17 protein-coding genes and 2 tRNA genes are annotated in these 16,928 nt (G+C 66.0%); 10 read left to right on the top strand and 9 right to left on the bottom strand.

Annotation, left to right across the window (positions count from 1 at the left end):
* Nucleotides 1–3 precede the first annotated feature (3 nt).
* The 3 genes from C0R46_RS00425 to C0R46_RS00415 are packed head-to-tail and all read left to right on the top strand — an operon-like array spanning nt 4 to nt 3,079.
* Complete coding sequence (locus C0R46_RS00425) at nt 4–1,542, top strand: FGGY-family carbohydrate kinase (protein WP_102957618.1); 1,539 nt, start codon at nt 4–6, stop codon at nt 1,540–1,542.
* Nucleotides 1,539–2,306: an SDR family NAD(P)-dependent oxidoreductase gene (locus C0R46_RS00420; RefSeq protein WP_102957617.1), complete on the top strand. Its 768-nt coding sequence runs from the start codon at nt 1,539–1,541 to the stop codon at nt 2,304–2,306. The genes C0R46_RS00425 and C0R46_RS00420 overlap by 4 nt, the downstream gene beginning before the upstream one ends.
* 20 nt (nt 2,307–2,326) lie before the next feature.
* Nucleotides 2,327–3,079: an SDR family NAD(P)-dependent oxidoreductase gene (locus C0R46_RS00415; protein ID WP_102958535.1), complete on the top strand. Its 753-nt coding sequence runs from the start codon at nt 2,327–2,329 to the stop codon at nt 3,077–3,079.
* A 1,093-nt stretch (nt 3,080–4,172) separates the two neighbouring features.
* Here C0R46_RS00415 and C0R46_RS20670 read toward each other — a convergent pair.
* A complete protein-coding gene (locus tag C0R46_RS20670; RefSeq protein WP_157944505.1) occupies nt 4,173–4,310 on the bottom strand; it encodes a hypothetical protein in 138 nt (45 codons plus the stop codon).
* A 148-nt stretch (nt 4,311–4,458) separates the two neighbouring features.
* A tRNA-Met gene (locus C0R46_RS00410) sits at nt 4,459–4,535 on the bottom strand.
* A gap of 640 nt (nt 4,536–5,175) precedes the next feature.
* Here C0R46_RS00410 and C0R46_RS00405 point away from each other — a divergent pair.
* A complete protein-coding gene (locus tag C0R46_RS00405; RefSeq protein ID WP_102957616.1) occupies nt 5,176–6,123 on the top strand; it encodes a Gfo/Idh/MocA family protein in 948 nt (315 codons plus the stop codon).
* A gap of 81 nt (nt 6,124–6,204) precedes the next feature.
* Here the strand turns inward: C0R46_RS00405 and mnmA are convergent, their stop codons facing one another.
* On the bottom strand, nt 6,205–7,380 hold the full coding sequence (mnmA, locus tag C0R46_RS00400; protein WP_102957615.1) for a tRNA 2-thiouridine(34) synthase MnmA: 1,176 nt from the start codon (nt 7,378–7,380) through the stop codon (nt 6,205–6,207).
* Between the two features lie 248 nt (nt 7,381–7,628).
* Between mnmA and sciP the strand changes: the two genes are divergently transcribed.
* Nucleotides 7,629–7,922 (top strand): CtrA inhibitor SciP, encoded by a 294-nt coding sequence (gene sciP, locus C0R46_RS00395; RefSeq protein ID WP_102957614.1) that lies wholly within the window; start codon nt 7,629–7,631, stop codon nt 7,920–7,922.
* A 483-nt stretch (nt 7,923–8,405) separates the two neighbouring features.
* On the opposite strand, the gene C0R46_RS00390 is transcribed toward sciP, so the two are convergent.
* Entirely contained in the window at nt 8,406–8,774 is a 369-nt protein-coding gene (locus C0R46_RS00390) for a flagellar export protein FliJ (protein WP_102957613.1), read from the bottom strand.
* 375 nt (nt 8,775–9,149) lie between these two features.
* On the opposite strand from C0R46_RS00390, the gene ctrA reads away from it, so the two are divergent.
* Nucleotides 9,150–9,842, top strand: coding sequence for a response regulator transcription factor CtrA (gene ctrA, locus C0R46_RS00385; RefSeq protein WP_102957612.1), 693 nt, complete (start codon nt 9,150–9,152; stop codon nt 9,840–9,842).
* Nucleotides 9,843–9,945: 103 nt separating this feature from the next.
* On the opposite strand, the gene C0R46_RS00380 is transcribed toward ctrA, so the two are convergent.
* Nucleotides 9,946–10,320 (bottom strand): response regulator, encoded by a 375-nt coding sequence (locus C0R46_RS00380; protein ID WP_157944504.1) that lies wholly within the window; start codon nt 10,318–10,320, stop codon nt 9,946–9,948.
* Between the two features lie 114 nt (nt 10,321–10,434).
* Nucleotides 10,435–11,067 carry a histidine phosphotransferase ChpT gene (gene chpT / locus C0R46_RS00375; protein WP_102957610.1) on the bottom strand — a complete coding sequence of 211 codons (633 nt, stop codon included), beginning with the start codon at nt 11,065–11,067 and terminating at the stop codon, nt 10,435–10,437.
* A gap of 299 nt (nt 11,068–11,366) precedes the next feature.
* On the opposite strand from chpT, the gene C0R46_RS00370 reads away from it, so the two are divergent.
* Both C0R46_RS00370 and C0R46_RS00365 read left to right on the top strand, forming a co-directional pair.
* Nucleotides 11,367–11,900 carry a DUF1134 domain-containing protein gene (locus tag C0R46_RS00370; RefSeq protein ID WP_425349852.1) on the top strand — a complete coding sequence of 178 codons (534 nt, stop codon included), beginning with the start codon at nt 11,367–11,369 and terminating at the stop codon, nt 11,898–11,900.
* Between the two features lie 138 nt (nt 11,901–12,038).
* A complete protein-coding gene (locus C0R46_RS00365; RefSeq protein ID WP_102957609.1) occupies nt 12,039–13,166 on the top strand; it encodes a coiled-coil domain-containing protein in 1,128 nt (375 codons plus the stop codon).
* Here C0R46_RS00365 and C0R46_RS00360 read toward each other — a convergent pair.
* From C0R46_RS00360 to C0R46_RS20895, 3 genes are all read right to left on the bottom strand, one after another.
* Complete coding sequence (locus tag C0R46_RS00360) at nt 13,139–13,963, bottom strand: TrmH family RNA methyltransferase (RefSeq protein ID WP_102957608.1); 825 nt, start codon at nt 13,961–13,963, stop codon at nt 13,139–13,141. The genes C0R46_RS00365 and C0R46_RS00360 overlap by 28 nt on opposite strands.
* A gap of 134 nt (nt 13,964–14,097) precedes the next feature.
* Nucleotides 14,098–14,172, bottom strand: a tRNA-Glu gene (locus C0R46_RS00355).
* Nucleotides 14,173–14,280: 108 nt separating this feature from the next.
* Nucleotides 14,281–14,640, bottom strand: a complete 360-nt coding sequence (locus C0R46_RS20895) for a hypothetical protein (protein WP_198598203.1) — start codon at nt 14,638–14,640, stop codon at nt 14,281–14,283.
* A gap of 192 nt (nt 14,641–14,832) precedes the next feature.
* Here C0R46_RS20895 and C0R46_RS00345 point away from each other — a divergent pair, with 192 nt between their 5' ends.
* Complete coding sequence (locus C0R46_RS00345; protein WP_102957607.1) at nt 14,833–15,825, top strand: RluA family pseudouridine synthase; 993 nt, start codon at nt 14,833–14,835, stop codon at nt 15,823–15,825.
* Between the two features lie 157 nt (nt 15,826–15,982).
* On the top strand, nt 15,983–16,894 hold the full coding sequence (gene rpoH / locus C0R46_RS00340; RefSeq protein ID WP_102957606.1) for an RNA polymerase sigma factor RpoH: 912 nt from the start codon (nt 15,983–15,985) through the stop codon (nt 16,892–16,894).
* Nucleotides 16,895–16,928: the final 34 nt, after the last annotated feature.

Genomic DNA, 16,928 nt, shown 5'->3' with positions numbered 1-16,928 from the left:
CCGATGGCCTATGTGGTCGCCGTTGACGGCGGAACGGAAAGCCTGCGCGCCGGAATCTATGATCCCTCCGGTGCCTGCCTCGGCCAGGCGACGCATCCCTACGAGACGGTCTTTTCGGCCGGCGCGCGGGCCGAGCAGAACCCCGAGGACTGGTGGCGCGCTCTCGGGATCGCCACCCGCGGCGCCCTTGCCAAAGCCGGCATCGATCCGGCCGCGGTGGAGGCGATCTGCCTGACCACCACCTCCTGCACGGTGGTGGCGCTCGACGAGGAGGGCAACGCCCTGCGCCCCGCCATCATCTGGATGGACGTGCGCGCCGGCGAGGAAGCCCGCGACGTTCTGGCGACGGGCGATCCCGCGCTGGCCGCCAACGGCGCCGGCCGTGGCCCGGTCTCGGCCGAGTGGATGATACCGAAATCGCTCTGGCTGAAGCGCCACGAGCCGCATGTCTTCGATCGCGCCGCGACGATCGGCGAGTACCAGGACTTCATGACGCTGCGCCTCACCGGCCGGCGGGTCGCCTCGCTGAACAACGCATCCATCCGCTGGCACTATTCCACCGCTCGCGGCGGCTTTGCCGCCTCGTTGGTGCGTGCGCTCGACATGGAGGCGCTGCTCGACAAGTGGCCGGCCGAGGTGGTGGCGCCCGGCGGGTGCATCGGCACCCTCACCGGCCGCGCCGCCGACCATCTCGGCCTCCATACGGGCGTGACGCTTGTCCAGGGCGGGGCGGATGCGCTGATCGGCATGATCGGTCTCGGCGTCGCCCAGCCGGGCCAGCTTGCGCTGATCACCGGCTCCTCGCACCTGCAGTTCGGCGTCTCGGAGCGGGCGGTCCACCACCCCGGCCTCTGGGGCTCCTACCCCGATGCGGTCTATCCCGGCCGGCACGTCATCGAGGGTGGCCAGACGTCGACCGGCTCCATCCTGCAGTGGCTGAAGCGACTGATGAACGGCACGATGGACCTCGATGCGCTGAACATCGCCGCGGCGCGGCTGGAGCCGGGCTGCGATGGCCTCATCGTGCAGGACCACTTCCAGGGAAACCGCACTCCTTACGTCGATCCGTTGTCGCGCGGCGCCATCGTCGGCCTGACGCTGGCACACGGGCCCGAGCACGTCTTCCGCGCCGTGATCGAGGGTATCTCCTTCGGCACGCGGGCGATCCTCGACGAGATGGCGGCGGCGGGCTTCCGCGCTGCCGAGCTGACCGTCGGCGGCGGCGCCACGGCCTCCGAGCTCTGGCTGCAGATCCATGCCGACACGGCGGGGATACCGGTCTGCGTGCCCGCCTCTAGCGCGGCACCCTCCGTCGGCGCGGCGGTGCTCGCCGCTCATGGCGCCGGGCACTTCGCCAGTATCGACGAGGGTATCGCCGCCATGGTCCGGCCCGGCCGCCGCATCGAGCCGCGGGTCCGCGAGAGCGCCCGCTACGACGAGATTTACCGCGGCTACCGTGCCCTCTACCCCGCGCTGAAGGACGTAGCGCAGGCCGGTACGCCCGCTGCCGCCGCGGCGACATCGAACGCAGTGCCCGCATGAGCGGCGACTTCGACCTCACCGGCCGCACGGCCGTCGTCACCGGCGGCGCCCGCGGCATCGGCGCCGCCATCGCCCACCGCCTGGCTGAGGCCGGCGCGCTCGCCGTCGTTGCCGACCGCGACGAGGCCGAGGCAGCCCGCACCGCAGCCGCCATCGTCGAGGCCGGCTTTTCGGCCCAGCCGCTCTTCCTTGATGTGACGGACCGCGCGAGCGTGTCCACGGCAGTCGCGGAGGTAGCGCGCCGCTTCGGCGTGCCGGACATCCTCGTCAACAATGCCGGCATCGTGCGCAACGCGCCCGCCGCCGAGATGGCGCCGGAGGACTGGAGCGCCGTGATCGACGTCAACCTCAACGGCGTCTTCCACTGCGCGCAAGGATTTGGCCGACTGATGCTGGAGGCCAGCCGCGGCGCGATCGTGAACATCTCGTCGATGTGCGGCGAGGTGATCGTGCATCCGCAGCCGCAGGTCGCCTACAACGCGGCCAAGGCCGGCGTGAACCTCCTGACCCGCTCGCTTGCCGTCGAATGGGCGCCACACGGCCTGCGGGTGAACGCCGTCGCACCCGGCTACACCGCGACCGCGCTGACGCTCGCCGGCCGCTCGAACCCGGAGTGGTTCGGCACCTGGATGCGGATGACGCCCATGGGCCGCCTCGGTGAGCCGCGTGAGATCGCCAACGCCGTGCTCTTTCTCGCCTCCGACGCCGCGAGCTTCATCACCGGTACGGTGCTGACGGTGGACGGTGGCTACACCGCCCTTTGAGGACCCGATCCATGATCCACATGACCGAAACCCGCACCGCTCTCGTCACCGGCGCCAGCCGCGGCATCGGCCGCGCCATCGCGCTCGGCCTCGCCAAGCGCGGCTTTGACATCGTCGCGAACGACATCGAGCGGCAGGCTGACCGTCTCGACAGCCTCGTCTTTGATGTCGAGGCGATGGGCCGCCGGGCCTTCGCCCTCCATGCCGACGTCAGCGACAAGGCGCAGGTGGCCGCGATGGCCGCCAGCGCCATCGAACGCGCGGGTGTGATCGACGCGGTGGTGAATAATGCCGGCATTCTCATCACCAGCCCGGTCGAGACGCTGGATGACGGCGTCTGGGACGCCGTGATGGACGTCAACGCCAAGGGCACCTTCCTTGTGATCCAGGCGCTTCTGCCGCATATGCGCGCGCGCGGCTACGGGCGCATCGTCAACATTGCCTCCATCGGCGGCAAGCAGGGCGCGCCCGAACAGGCCCATTATTCCGCCTCCAAAGCTGCGGTCATGGGCTTCACCCGCGTTCTCGCCCAGGAGGTCGGATCGCTTGGCATCACCGCCAACTGCGTCTGCCCCGGCATCATCCTCACCGACATGGGACGCACGAACCTCGAAGACCCCGCCGTCAAGGCGAAGTGGACTGCCAACACCGCCATGCGCCGCATCGGCATGCCGGAGGACGTGGTCGGCCCCGTCGCCTTCTTCGCCTCCGACGAAAGCGGCTTTGTCACTGGCCAGACGCTGAACGTTGACGGCGGCATCGTCTTCGACTGACATGGTTGTGTCGATGCTGTGGTTGCCTTGGTCTGTCTCCACCCGCTTGGAGGCCCGAAGCTCAGTGAAGAGACGGGAGGTTACTGAAGTGGGCTCCCCGACCCGCCCATCCGCTTTCGGCCCAGTCCGATCCTCAGTTCTCGCCACCGGTGCCGTTCTCGCCAGGGCCATTTCAGGCGCGGGAGCGCATCGTCGACGAGGCAGTCGAGGTGCTGCGCCGCTGGAGCGTTTCGAGCTTCGAGAATGAGCGTCCATGCACGCATGGACTGCGGCAAGCGTTCTGCGCCGACGGCGCCATGGCCTAAGGCGCAGCCAGAATGAAGCGAGCACGATCGTCGCCGAGAGCGTTTGGCGTCTCGGCGCCAAGCGGCCGGGTTGGGAACAGGACAGCCGGAATACACCGGGCCAAGCGATTGCTGCCGATGGTGCAGGCGCCCACTCGACGAGGATCGAGCCAAGGGGCGCTTTTGCTCCGCCGCGTGCGCGCACTTCTTCATCCACGAGCGTGACTCTGAAGGCTATGCTCGCAATGATGTGGTGCGGACAGCCGCGTTCCGCGTGATCAGCCGGACGAAGGCGACCGTTCGCGAGTGCCTGCCATGCGGTAAGGCGTTCCAGCCGATGCGCAGATCTTCGCAGGGCAAGTTCTGCCGCAATCCTTGTGGCTATGTCTATCGCAGCAGCAAGGCCGCTGCCGTGCACGAAGGCAACTGCGGGTGGTGCAGCGTGCACTTCATGGCGAAGTCGGCCAAAGCCCGCTTCTGTAGCCCTCGGTGTCGGGCTTGGAGCGCGAAGTGCGGCGCGGCAAGTGTGTGCCGCGTACCCTATCATCGCCCGTCTTCGACTTCGTCATGCGACGTGCTGGCGCTCGGATCAGGACCGAGTGGAGAGAGGCGGTAGCTTTCCACCGGGGGCAGAACGAAGGTGCCAGCTGGCCTTTGCCGTCCCTCAAACGCGACAATTCATTGTCGCTCAGAACATGCTTCGCCGCATTGCTTGCCGCGTTGGCGAGATCTCCGGCGGCAAAATGCCGTGCCACAGGAAGCAGGTCATCCTCTGTCGGTAGGGGGCTCGCCGATCGCGACCGTCAGCGTCATGACGGTACCGTCACCTGTCGGCGCGCCAAGAGGATGTTGAGCGACGCGGTGCCGTCCTCATCGATCCGCTCCATCGAGAAGACCGTCAGTTCCGTAATCTCGATGTGGTCGGCGATGTATTTCTCGCTGTCCATGTTTCACGGCATGTTGCACGGAGCTGCCGAGGCTATCGGTAAACCCCTGTGAAGCGAAGGAAATGGAGCGCAACATGATGCGAAATCCGCAGGGCCGAAAGCCTCGGCCCGTACCAAGCTAAAACACTGATACCAACTAAGAAATTGATGGTAGCGGAGGAGGGACTTGAACCCCCGACACGCGGATTATGATTCCGCTGCTCTAACCAACTGAGCTACTCCGCCCCGAGGCCGGGATATATCCCAACCGAGCAGGGATCGTTCCCCGCCGAAGCCGCGCGGGATATAGAAGTCGGCGCATGGGGCTGTCAATGCCGCAAGGCCGAAGATCGGCTCTCCCGAACACGCCATTGTCGCGGCATCGCGCGCCGCAGCGGTGACTGCCAGCGTTTCTGCAGATCGCCTCATCATACCAGCAGATACGAGTGCCGACGCTGTCTGCACTGGTGCCCCTTCGCCAATCGGCGGGGATCGACGCTGATACAGGCGGGAATGTCCTCGGCCAATCTGCCTGCCCCGGCAATAGCTAGACTCCTGGGTGCTCGCCTCCGCGCCGGGACCTCGGTGCTGGGTTCCTGGAGGTGCGACTGGCGGATGATCGCCGGTGCGCACACGCACGCACCTTCAGGGCGCTGCAGCGGATTGGCGACCGGACCGATAGCCTGCCATGCAGCGCCCTCAACACGGCGCGACGGGCGGCGCCTCAATCGACCGGCGGCGGATGCGCTTTGCGCCCGCAGCCAGAGCCCCAAAGCCACTGTTGATGTCGGCTCATCATCTCATCATCAGAGGCCGAGAGTCGCATTGCGATTTGCCCTTTGCCCGCCGCTCGGCTAACCCGCGAGCGAATGAAGGGATGGCAGCAATGAAGCCAAGGATCGCCGTGATCGGCTGTGGCCAGTGGGGCCAGAACCATGTGCGCACGCTGAGCGCGCTCGGCGTCCTCGCCGGGGTGGCCGACGCCGATACCGGAAAGGCCACCGCCTTCGCGGAGCGCTATGGTGTTACCGCCTATCGCCCGCAGGACGCGGTTGCTTCACCCAATCTCGACGCGCTGGTGCTCGCCCTCCCCGCCACCCTGCACGGGTCGACGGCGCGGGCGGCGATGCGCGCCGGCAAGGACGTCCTGATCGAAAAGCCGATCGCGCTTGATCCGGCGGACGCGGCCGAGACCGCCAGGACGGCGGCCGAAACCGGCCGGCTGATGATGGTCGGTCACGTGCTGCGCTTCCATCCGGTCTTCCGCCGGCTCGCGAGCCTCGTTGGCGCCGGAGTCATCGGGGATCTGAAGCATCTGGTCTCCACCCGCATGGGGCTCGGGCGGTTCCTCGGCATGGACGTTGTCTGGGATCTCGCGCCGCACGACCTCTCGCTCGTTCTGCATCTTGCCGGCACCGCGCCCAGCCGCGTCGAGGCGACCCGCCGCACCGTTCTCAGCAACGAGACCGATATCGCCGATATCGTTCTCGGCTTTCCCAACGGGATCGGCGCCGAGATCCACGTCTCGCGCGTCTCGCCCTATCGCGACCGCCGGTTCTCGGCGATCGGCACGGGCGGCATGCTGTGCTTCGACGATCTCGCGCCCGAGGGCCAGAAGCTGGCGCTTTACCGCCACCGCGTCTGGCCTGAAGGACGCGTGTTCGGCTTCAACAACGCGCCGGCCGAGTTCATCGAGACCGAACCCGGCCTGCCGCTCGATCACGAGCTGCGCCACTTCATCCATTGTGTCGAGACACGGCAGCAGCCGGAAACCGGACCGGACGAGGCCGCCGAGACGGTGCGCATCCTGTCGATCGCCTCGCCGCTGGCCTAGGCGGCGCGTTTCTTACGCCCGCGCAAGCACGCTGCCGCCGCAGCCTCACCGGCTTAGCGGCCGCGCCCGACCGTCTGCTTCCTATTCCGCCGCGGCGAGCGGCAGGCTGTCGAGATGCGGCAGGCTCGATTCGGTGCGCGCGATGATGCCGCCGCCCAACACGGCCGCCCCGGCACCCTCCCCGTCATAGAAGACGCAGGCCTGCCCGGCGGAAACGCCGTCCTCACCGGCGAGAAGCTCCACCGCGACGACGCCGTCCGCATCGACATGCAGCCGGGCCGGCATGGGAGGCCGCGCGGAGCGGACCTTCACGAACAGCGGCGCGTCGGCGGCGGCGGCTTCCGCGAGGCTTTCGCGTCCGAGCCAGTTCACCGCCCGCAGGCGCAGCCGCCGCGTCGCCAGAGCCTCGCGCGGCCCGACGATCACCCGGGCGTTCTGCGCATCCAGCGCCACGACATAAAGCGGCTCGCCGAGCGCAATGCCGATGCCCCGTCGCTGGCCGACCGTATAGTGCAGGATGCCGTCGTGGCGCCCGAGCCGCCGTCCGTCGAGATGAACGATCTCGCCGGGCTGGCCAGCGCCCGGCCTCAGCTTCTCGATCACGTCGCTATAGCGCCCGCGCGACACGAAGCAGATGTCCTGGCTGTCGGGCTTGGCCGCGACCGTCAGACCGAAGCGCTCCGCCACAGCGCGCGTCTCGGGCTTGGTCATGCGAGCCAGCGGAAAACGCAGGAAATCCACCTGCTCCTGCGTCGTGGCATACAGGAAATAGCTCTGGTCGCGATCGAGATCGACGGGCCGGAACAACCGGCGATGCGCGCCATCGGCGCGGCTGTCGATATAGTGGCCGGTCGCCAGCGCGTCGGCGCCGAGATCCTTGGCCACCGTCAGAAGATCACGGAACTTAACCGTCTGGTTGCAGGCGACGCACGGGATGGGAGTCTCGCCGGCGAGATAGCTGTCGGCGAAGGGCTCGATCACCGAGCGCCGGAACACCTCTTCATAGTCGAGGACGTAATGGGGAATGCCAAGGGCGGCGGCGACGCGGCGGGCGTCGTGAATGTCCTGCCCAGCGCAGCAGGAGCCGACGCGGCGGGCGCCCTCCCCGGCATCGTAGAGCTGGAGCGTGATGCCGACGACGTCGTAGCCCTCCTCCTTCAGGAGGGCCGCGACGACCGACGAATCGACCCCGCCCGACATCGCCACGACGATTCGGGTTTCTGCCGGCGGCTTCGGCAGGTCGAGGCTGTTCTGCATGACGGCGATCCTTCTGCGGCCGGCCAGGCCGCCCGTTCTTCTAGACCCGTCCGCCGCGCCTGCCAAATTCTGTGCGTCGCGGCGGTGTTTTCTTCGCCGCCAATTCAGCCAATCCGGCTGCTTGCACAGGCGCTTGGCGCCTGATCGTTCGCGTTATTGACGAATTGTTACAAGGCGCTTGACGGATTTTTAAAAGCGCAGCGCTAAGGTCGTCGACGATTAGGTCTTTGAGTGTAGTAGAGAGTACAATGACCGATCAGGTTAGACCAAGAGTGAAATACGTCATCGGACCTGACGGGAGTCCGCTGACGATTGCCGATCTTCCTCCGTCGAACACGCGTCGTTGGGTCATCCGCCGCAAGGCGGAGGTTGTTGCTGCCGTTCGCGGCGGGCTGCTGAGCCTCGACGAGGCCTGTTCGCGTTACACGCTGACGGTGGAGGAGTTCCTGTCGTGGCAGGCTTCCATCGACCAGCATGGTCTCGCGGGGCTGCGCACCACGCAGCTCCAGGAGTACCGGAAGAAGTACGACTTCCACCACTGAGATCAGCAACCACGACGTCGATCGAAGCCGGCCGCAAGCCGGCTTCTTTCGTTTTCGGGCATCCGCATTTGTGAGTCGTCTGATCACCCGGTCGATGCAGTCGCCGTCGTTGTAGAGCGCGCCAGCAGGCAGGTCTGGACAGCTCGCCGATCGCATCCGGCGAAGCGCAGGAGCGACGCGATGATCTTGCGGTGACCGCATCCCGCAGGCAGGTGACGAAGTGGCTAGGAAACGTGCTGAGGCTTGGCGCTCTCGAGCGCGGCGGCTTGCGGTAAATGACGCAAATTGGAGCCGCAGGCGCGACGGATCTGCCTTCTTGCGGCGGGTCGAACGACCGCGGCTGATCGCCGCCTCGATCGGCGGCACGGCTTTATCCGGCAATGCCGGTGAACGGCAGTCCAGGCGGATGCAAATTATGCGGGGGCGAGCGAGGCCGCCCACCCTATCGGTGAGGCGGCGGCGAAGTGCGCCGCCGCCGGTCGATCACGCGCTGGCGGAGCGGCGCTCGTCCATTTCCTCGCGGGCGCCGTCGCGCTGCTCCAGCTTCTCGGCGTTGACGAGTTCGGCTTCCGCCTCCTCCGCCGCGATCCGCGCCGCATTCATCTGCACGCGAAGATCCTTGACGGAATTCATCAGATTGTCGCGACGTGCACGCGCCGCCTTGGCGAAGGTCGGGTAGGCGAAATGCGTGACATCAGTGATGCCTGCCTTCTTTTCCTCGCTGGCGATCTGCGCGTCGAGATCCGCGGCCATCCGCTCGAATTCACCCATCATGAGCTCGAGCTGTTCGAGCTGGCGGCGCTTCTCCATCACCTTGAAGCGCGTCAGGCGCACGAGATTGTCCCGCTTCATCCCAGTCCCCTTTCGTCGAGGTGCCGTCGCCGGCACTTCATTTCCGATCGGCGTAAAGGCTTCGGGCAAGCCTGGCGGGCTAGTGATCTTAACCCTCTGTTTACGCGCAACGTTAATCATAGGGATGAGGATTTAAGGCAGGGTAAACCGAACGCACCGAATGCGCGGCATTGCCGGCGAAACCGCCGTCAAGCACGAAGAGGTCGCGGAAGACCGAGCTGAGGATCGATCCAGCTTCAGTTGGGTCAATGGTCTATGAAGGGCCGAAGAGACTTTGTTAACCACTCCGTGCCACGATTTGGCCGGACTTAGGACAAACTTCAGTCTAGCCGCGCCCCTCGCTGGCAGCGGCAAGATCGGCGAGAGGAACTTGTGATGCGCGTTCTATTGATCGAGGATGACAGTGCCGTCGCGCAGAGCATCGAACTCATGCTGAAGTCGGAGAGCTTCAACGTCTACACCACCGATCTCGGTGAGGAAGGCGTCGATCTCGGCAAGCTCTACGACTACGACATCATTCTTCTCGACCTCAACCTTCCCGACATGTCAGGCTATGAGGTGCTCCGCACCCTGCGCCTGTCCAAGGTCAAGACGCCGATCCTCATCCTGTCCGGCATGGCCGGCATCGAGGACAAGGTTCGCGGCCTCGGCTTCGGCGCCGACGACTACATGACGAAGCCCTTCCACAAGGACGAGCTTGTCGCCCGCATTCACGCCATCGTCCGCCGTTCCAAGGGCCACGCCCAGTCGGTCATCAACACCGGCGACCTCACCGTCAATCTCGACGCCAAGACCGTCGAGGTGAACGGCCAGCGCGTGCATCTGACCGGCAAGGAATACGCCATGCTGGAGCTCCTCTCGCTCCGCAAAGGCACGACGCTGACCAAGGAGATGTTCCTCAACCATCTCTATGGTGGCATGGACGAGCCGGAGCTGAAGATCATCGACGTCTTCATCTGCAAGCTCCGCAAGAAGCTGGCCAACGCCACCGACGGCAAGAATTACATCGAAACGGTCTGGGGCCGCGGCTACGTGCTGCGCGAGCCGGAGGAAGCGCGCGCGGCCTGAGGCCTGCGCCGCGCGCCCGACAGATTTCGATCTTCAAAGGGAAGGCCCGCACGATCGGTCGTGCGGGCCTTTTCGTTTCAGTGAGCTTGCTGAAAGCCGGCGCTCAGGCTGCGTTCTTCACATAGGGTTGCAGCCAGTCCGACAGTGCCTGCCGGTCGAAGGGCTTGTAGATGAAGCCGGTCGCACCGGCGCGCTTCAGCCGCGTCATCTGTCCGAGATTGGCCTCGACGAGCAGGGCGAGGATCACCGGCGTGGAGCCATTCTCCAGCCCCCTCACCTCGCGGATGAAGTCGACGCAGGAGCCATCGCCGATGCAGCCGGCGACGATCAGGACGTCCGGCATGCCGGATGCGGCGATCAGCTCGATGGCTTCCTGGGACGAGGCGGCGTTGGAGACGGTGAAGCCGAGCTGGAACAGGATCCGCCCAGCAACCTTCCGGATGACGCTCGATTCATCAAGGATGAGACAGGTCTGCATCGTCGTTCCCCCGTCCGCCGCGGCTCTTGAGCATCGCGACGGTCGGGGAAGATTAGCGCCCCACGCTTGATGCATCGTTGCCGAAGACGGCAAAGGAACGATGAAGACGAGCCGTTAAATCGAGGCGACCGTGAAGACGGCGCGGTCGTCCACCATGTCGAGCGCGACCGAAAGGCCAGCCTCCTTTGCCAGGAGCAGCGTATAATAGGGCTGCACGCCGTGGGCATCGATCGGCTCGGCCAGTTCCTCGCCCGCCAAGAGCGCGCGGAACTTGGCCGGTACCCGCAGCGGCGTTCCGGTTGCGGTGATGACCACCCTCACCGCCGGCTCCAGGCTTTCGACATCCACCGCCACGGTCTTGCCGCGCGGCACGGAGGCGTTAGCGATGACGATGAGGTTGAGGATCAGCTTGGCGATGTTCTTGGGTACATAGGCGCGGGCGCCATTCCAGGTGAGCTCGGCGCGTTCGAAGCTCATCAGCCCCTCGGCTACCGTGCGCGCGTCGCCGAGGTCGATCTGCGCTGCCGTCGAACCCGAGGCGCCATAGGCGAGCCGTGCGAATTGCAGCTTGGCCACAGCGCTCTTGGTCGAGTTGCGCACCAGCGCCATGGACTCCTCGTCGCCCGGCATCTCGTCGAGAAGCTCAAGCCCGCTCTGCACCGCCCCGACGGGGGAGATAATGTCATGGCAGAGGCGGCTCGCCAGCAGAGCGGCGAGGTCCGGAGCCGAAATCTCGGGAAGATTCATGGGTCTGACCGTCCTTGCGGGGAATGTCGACCGCGTCTCGAATCGGCAGCCGTCCTGGCGCCGACAATGAGTCGGAGGGCGGAATCCGTCAACCGAAACGACCGTCTGACCGGGGCTAGTCAGCGTGGTGCATTCTTCGTATCCGTCGTTAGGCAAATGAAAAGCATATTTTGATCGAATGCCGTCGGAGGACGTCCGTCGCCACCGCACAGGTGGCTCGCTGGATGTCCAAGATCGACGGAAGGATTCCGATCATGACAGATTTCATCCGCCCGCTCCGCTCCCTCTTCCTTGCCGCCATGGCGATCACGGCCGTTCTTCTCGCCGAGCCCGCGGCCGCGCAGCAGAATGGCAGCTACTCGGCGGAAGAGGTGGTCTCGGAAGGCCATCGCTTCTTCGGAACGACATCGGGCAGCCTCGCCCAGGCGCTCGAGCGGGCGTTCCAGAGCTATGGCCAGCCCAACGGCTATATTCTCGGCGAGGAAGCCGCCGGCGCCTTCTTCGGCGGCCTGCGTTTCGGCGAGGGAACGCTCTTCACCAAGAATGCCGGCGAGCACCGCATCTTCTGGCAGGGCCCGTCGCTCGGCTTCGACGTCGGCGGTGACGGCGCACGCATGATGATGCTCGTCTACAATCTTCCTTCGGTGGAAGGTGTCTACGGCCGCTTCGGCGGCGTCAGCGGCAGCGCCTATCTCGTCGGCGGCGTCGGCATGACGCTGCTGCGGCGCGACAACGTGCTGCTCGTCCCGGTGAAGACGGGCGTCGGCGCGCGGCTCGGCATCAATCTCGGCTATCTCAAGCTGACCCCGATGCCGACCTGGAACCCGTTCTGACCGCCGAGAGGTCCGCTAGACTAGCTTCTACAGCCATGATTTCGCAGCCCCGTCGCCTATGTCGCGGGGCTGCCGCATATTTTCGCCGCTTGTGCGTTGTGAATGGCGGACGCCCGCTTTGTCTGCCATAGGTCAAGCATGATCGCGACCGGTCTGATCTTCCTTCTCGGCATGCTCGTGGCGATCTTCATCGCCCTTCTTGTCATGCCTCTCGTCTGGCGTCAGGCACAGCGGCTCGCACGCCGCGACTTCGAAGCGACGATCCCGACCACTGCCAACGAAATCCGCGCTGCCCAGGACATGGCACGGGCCGAGGCTGCCATGATGGTGCGGCGCCAGGACCTGGCGGCGCGGCAGATGCGCGACAAGGCGGCGGCCGAGCGCGCCGAGGCAGGCCGCATCGCCGTTCACAATGCTGATCTTCGCCAGCGCGAGCGCGCCGCCACGGACAAGGCCGCGCGGCTGACGGCCGAGATCGCCGAATTGCGGGCCGATCTCGCCGCCCGCGAGGCGGAGATCGCGCGGCTGGAGACGTCGCTGCACGACACGCAGCACGACCTCGACCTCAGAAGCGAAGAACTCGAAGCGCTTGCGCTCCGCTTCCGCGAACTCTCCGACATTGCGGAGGAGCGCAAAGTGCAGATCGTCTCCCTGGAGGCGAAGCTCGATCGCAGCTCCGATGATCTGCGACATGGCGAGCGTCGCCAGCGCGAGCAGCACGAGCAGGCCGAGCGCATGCGCAGCGAGATCACCGCGCTCGAAGCCGCCTTGAAGCGCGAAAAGGCGCGCACCGCAGCGCTCGACGAGAAGGTGACGCGGCTGACGGCCAATCTTGCCGATCGCGAGGAAGAGCTCACCCGTCTCGGCGGTGGCACCTCTGCAGCGGTGGCTGCCGAAAAGCCGCTCGATGCCGTGGCCGTCGCGCCGGCCGTAACGGCAGTGGCGGCGCCTCCGGCAGCCGGCGTCAACGGCCACGCGGCCGCCGAGACGCTGGCGGCGACGGACGATCTTGCAACGCTCGACGATGCCGAGCTTCGGGATCGCATCGGCGACATTGCGGCGCGGGTGATCCGCATGTCAGCGATTGCGGAAGGGCCCGATTCGCCCATCCTCAAGCTGCTTGGCGATGCTCCGGCGGCAGGTCAGGGGGAATCGGCTGCACAGCCGACCCTCGCCGACCGCGTGCGGCTGCTGATGGCGAGCGATAGTGCCGCCGACAATGATTCCGGGCGGCGCGATCAGCGGCCCGAGGACGCGGCCGAGTAAAGGTGATGCAGAACGAGCGCGGCTGAGGTCGCGACGTTCAGGCTGTCGAGGCCGGGCGCCATCGCGATCCGCAGGGTTTCCATCTCATCCATGATGGACTGCGGGAGCCCCGGCCCCTCCGCCCCGAGAAAGAGGGCCGCCGGTCCTTCGCACTGAAGCTCGTGCAGCGCCACCTGCCCCTTCGGCGACAGTGCCAGGCAGCGAAAGCCTGCCGATTGCAGATCAGCGTGAATCGCCTCGGCACGTCCCGCCCGCGCGAACGGCACCGTCAGGACCGAGCCCACGGAGACGCGGATCGCCTTGCGATAGAGCGGGTCGCAGCTCGCGTCGTCGACCAGTACCGCCCCTGCGCCGAAGGCCGCCGCGTTGCGGAAGATCGCACCCATGTTGTCGTGGTTGGCGATGCCGGCGGCAACGACCACGGTCGCCTTCTGGGCCGCAAGTCGAGCCAGGTTCACCGCCTCATCGCCTGCTCCGCCGGTCGGAATGACCGCTTCCGCATGGGCGAGAATGCCGCGATGGACGGGAAAGCCGGCAATGGCGTCGAACACCGAACGCGAGGCGACATAGACCGGAATATCATCCGGCAAACGCGCCAGCCGCGGCAGCAGCCCCGCCAGTCGGTTCTCCAGCACCATCAAGGCCGTCGGGCGAAAGCGCTGCGAGTCGAGGAGCTGGTCGAGAACCACCGCGCCCTCGGCGATGAAGCCGCCGCGGCCGACGATGTCGCGCTCCCGGATGTCCCGAAAGGTTTCGATCCGCGGATCGGCAGGATCATCGATCGTGGTCGGGGTCATGCTGGATCTTCGCCCTGCAGGCTCTGCCATGCGGCGGGTGTCGGCGCGCATGATGCACTCGCCAAAGGACGCTCCAAACGGCGCGGCAAACATACAAAGATTTTGAGAAAAACTGCCGATAAGGCTGAAAGAACTGGTACGCCCAAGGGGAATCGAACCCCTGTTTGCGCCGTGAGAGGGCGCCGTCCTAACCGCTAGACGATGGGCGCGTTCAGTTCGTGGCGTGGATATAATCGGAGGCGCCGGCGAAGGCAAGGCGTTTTGTCGCTTGCCCCGATCGCCTGTGGACGACGGTGCGATCCGTCGGAACATGGCCTCTACTGCGTCTGCAGCGTGACCTCGGACAAGATCGATCCGCTCGTCACATCGGCAACGATCAGGCGCTCCGCTCCACTGCCGGCAGCGACGCGCAGGAGGATTCGCGAGCCGTCGAGATCGCTGTCGAGCACGCGCGTGCCCGCTGGCAGCTGGATCGTTGCGGTCGCGCCTGCAACGAGCGGCAGCACCGTATCGTCCGAGCGCTCGGTCGCCTTGTAGACAACGGCAGCGAGGACCGCCATAACGCCGGCCAGCATCACCCCGATCGAGACCGCCAGAAGACGCACCATCTTGCGGCGCAGGCGCTCGGTCGCTGGGTCCAGCGGGCGTTCCTCATCGCGATCGTCGCGCTCGTTCATCACAAGTCCAGCGGAGCCAGGGTCATCGGAGCCGGTCCTACAAGCGAAGACGACGACGACGCAAGGCTCCTCGCCCAAACGGGGAGCCGCGGTCGTCTCGCAGGCGAAGACGACGACGACGCAAGGCTCCTCGCCCAAACGGGGAGCCGCGGTCGTCTCGCAGGCGAAGACGAGGACGACGCAAGGCGTTTCGTGGTCGAGGACGCCGATGCCAAGCGCCGTCTCGATCAGTTCCTCAGCGAAGCACTGGGCGAGGCGATGTCGCGCAGCCGCGTCCAGGCCCTGATCGAGAGCGGCGAAGTCACCGTCAACGGCCGCCCGGTCCTCATAAGCCGCACCAAGCTGGCGGCGGGCGACACCATCGAGATGGTGATCCCTGAGCCTGAGGATGCCCAGCCGCAGCCGGAGGCGATCCCGCTCGACATCCTCTACGAGGACGATGCGCTGATCGTTCTGGATAAGCCGGCGGGGCTGGTCGTCCATCCCGGCGCCGGCAACGGCACCGGCACGCTCGTCAACGCGCTGCTCCACCACTGCGGCGACAGCCTGTCCGGCATCGGCGGTGTACGGCGGCCGGGCATCGTCCACCGGCTCGACAAGGATACGAGCGGCGTGATGGTCGTCGCCAAGACAGACACGGCGCATCGCGCCCTCTCCGAGCAGTTCGCCGCGCATGGCCGCGACGGGCGGATGGAACGGGCCTATCTCGCCATCGTCTGGGGCGTGCCGGCCCGCCGCACCGGCATCATCGACACTTATCTCGCCCGCTCCACCGCCGACCGGCTGAAGCGCGCCGTCGCCCCGGCGACGCGCACGGATGCGCGGCATGCCGTGACGCATTACGCGGTGCAGTCACAGGCGAGCGATGGCAGCACGGCGCTCGTGGAATGCGAGCTGGAGACCGGCCGCACCCACCAGATCAGGGTGCATCTTGCCCATCTCGGCCATCCGCTTCTCGGCGACGATGTCTATGGCGGCGGCTTCTGCACCAAGGCGCGGACCCTGACCGACGACCGGCGGAGCGTCGTCGAAGGCTTTCGGCGGCAAGCTCTCCATGCCTTCCGGCTCGTCTTCGAGCACCCGGTCAGCGGCGAAACCATGGCCTTCGAGACGGAACCACCAGAGGATTTCGCGCGTTTGGCCAATGCTCTGGATCTCGATCTGCCGGAGCCTGCGATCGGATGATCGTGAACGGATAGCGAACGAACTGTTCGCCCCTTTGCCCCGTTTTGGTCGTGAAACAGGGCTATGCAATTCCCATATGAGGAAGACCTCTCCGCCGGCTGCAAGCGGCGGGTGAGTGGGTCGGCGCTTCGCGCGACCCCGGCATGGAGGGTTTATCATGGCTCAGGCCAATCTGCCGAGCATCACATCCGGAGAAGGCGGTCTCAACCGCTACCTCGAAGAAATCAGGCGGTTCCCGATGCTGGAACCGCAGGAAGAATACATGCTGGCAAAGCGCTACGCGGAACATGACGACCGCGACGCTGCGCATAAGCTCGTCACCAGCCATCTGCGCCTCGTCGCCAAGATCGCGATGGGCTACCGCGGTTACGGCCTGCCGATCGGCGAGGTCGTGTCGGAAGGCAATGTCGGCCTGATGCAGGCCGTCAAGCGCTTCGACGCCGAGCGGGGCTTCCGCCTGGCAACCTATGCCATGTGGTGGATCAAGGCTTCGATCCAGGAGTACATCCTGCGCTCTTGGAGCCTCGTGAAGATGGGTACGACCGCGAACCAGAAGCGGCTGTTCTTCAATCTGCGCAAGATGAAGAGCCGCATCCAGGCTCTCGACGAAGGCGATCTTCGTCCGGATCAGGTGACGCATATCGCGACCCAACTCGGCGTGACCGAGGAAGATGTCGTCTCGATGAACCGCCGCCTTTCCGGCGACGCTTCGCTGAATGCGCCGATTCGCGCAACCGAGGGCGAATCGGGCGAATGGCAGGACTGGCTGGTCGATCAGTCCAGCAGCCAGGAAGAAACGCTTGTCGAGCAGGATGAGCTGGAGCAGCGCCGCGGCATGCTGAACGACGCCATGGGCGTCCTCAACGATCGCGAGCGCCGCATCTTCGAGGCGCGTCGCCTCGCCGAGGATCCGCTCACTCTCGAGGCTCTGTCCGGCGAATTCGACATCAGCCGCGAGCGCGTGCGCCAGATCGAGGTGCGCGCCTTCGAGAAGGTGCAGAAGGCCGTGCGTGATACGGCCGAGGCGGCCCGCCAGCAGCTGCGCAAGGTCGACGCCCTTCCGGCCTGAGATCCGGCGCAACTCTACCGCTGAAATCAAAGAA

The organism is Mangrovicella endophytica, assembly GCF_002893625.1.
Taxonomy (GTDB): domain Bacteria; phylum Pseudomonadota; class Alphaproteobacteria; order Rhizobiales; family Rhizobiaceae; genus Mangrovicella; species Mangrovicella endophytica.
The sequence above is the reverse complement of the archived record's forward strand: the minus strand, read 5'-3'. Positions and strand labels throughout refer to the sequence as shown.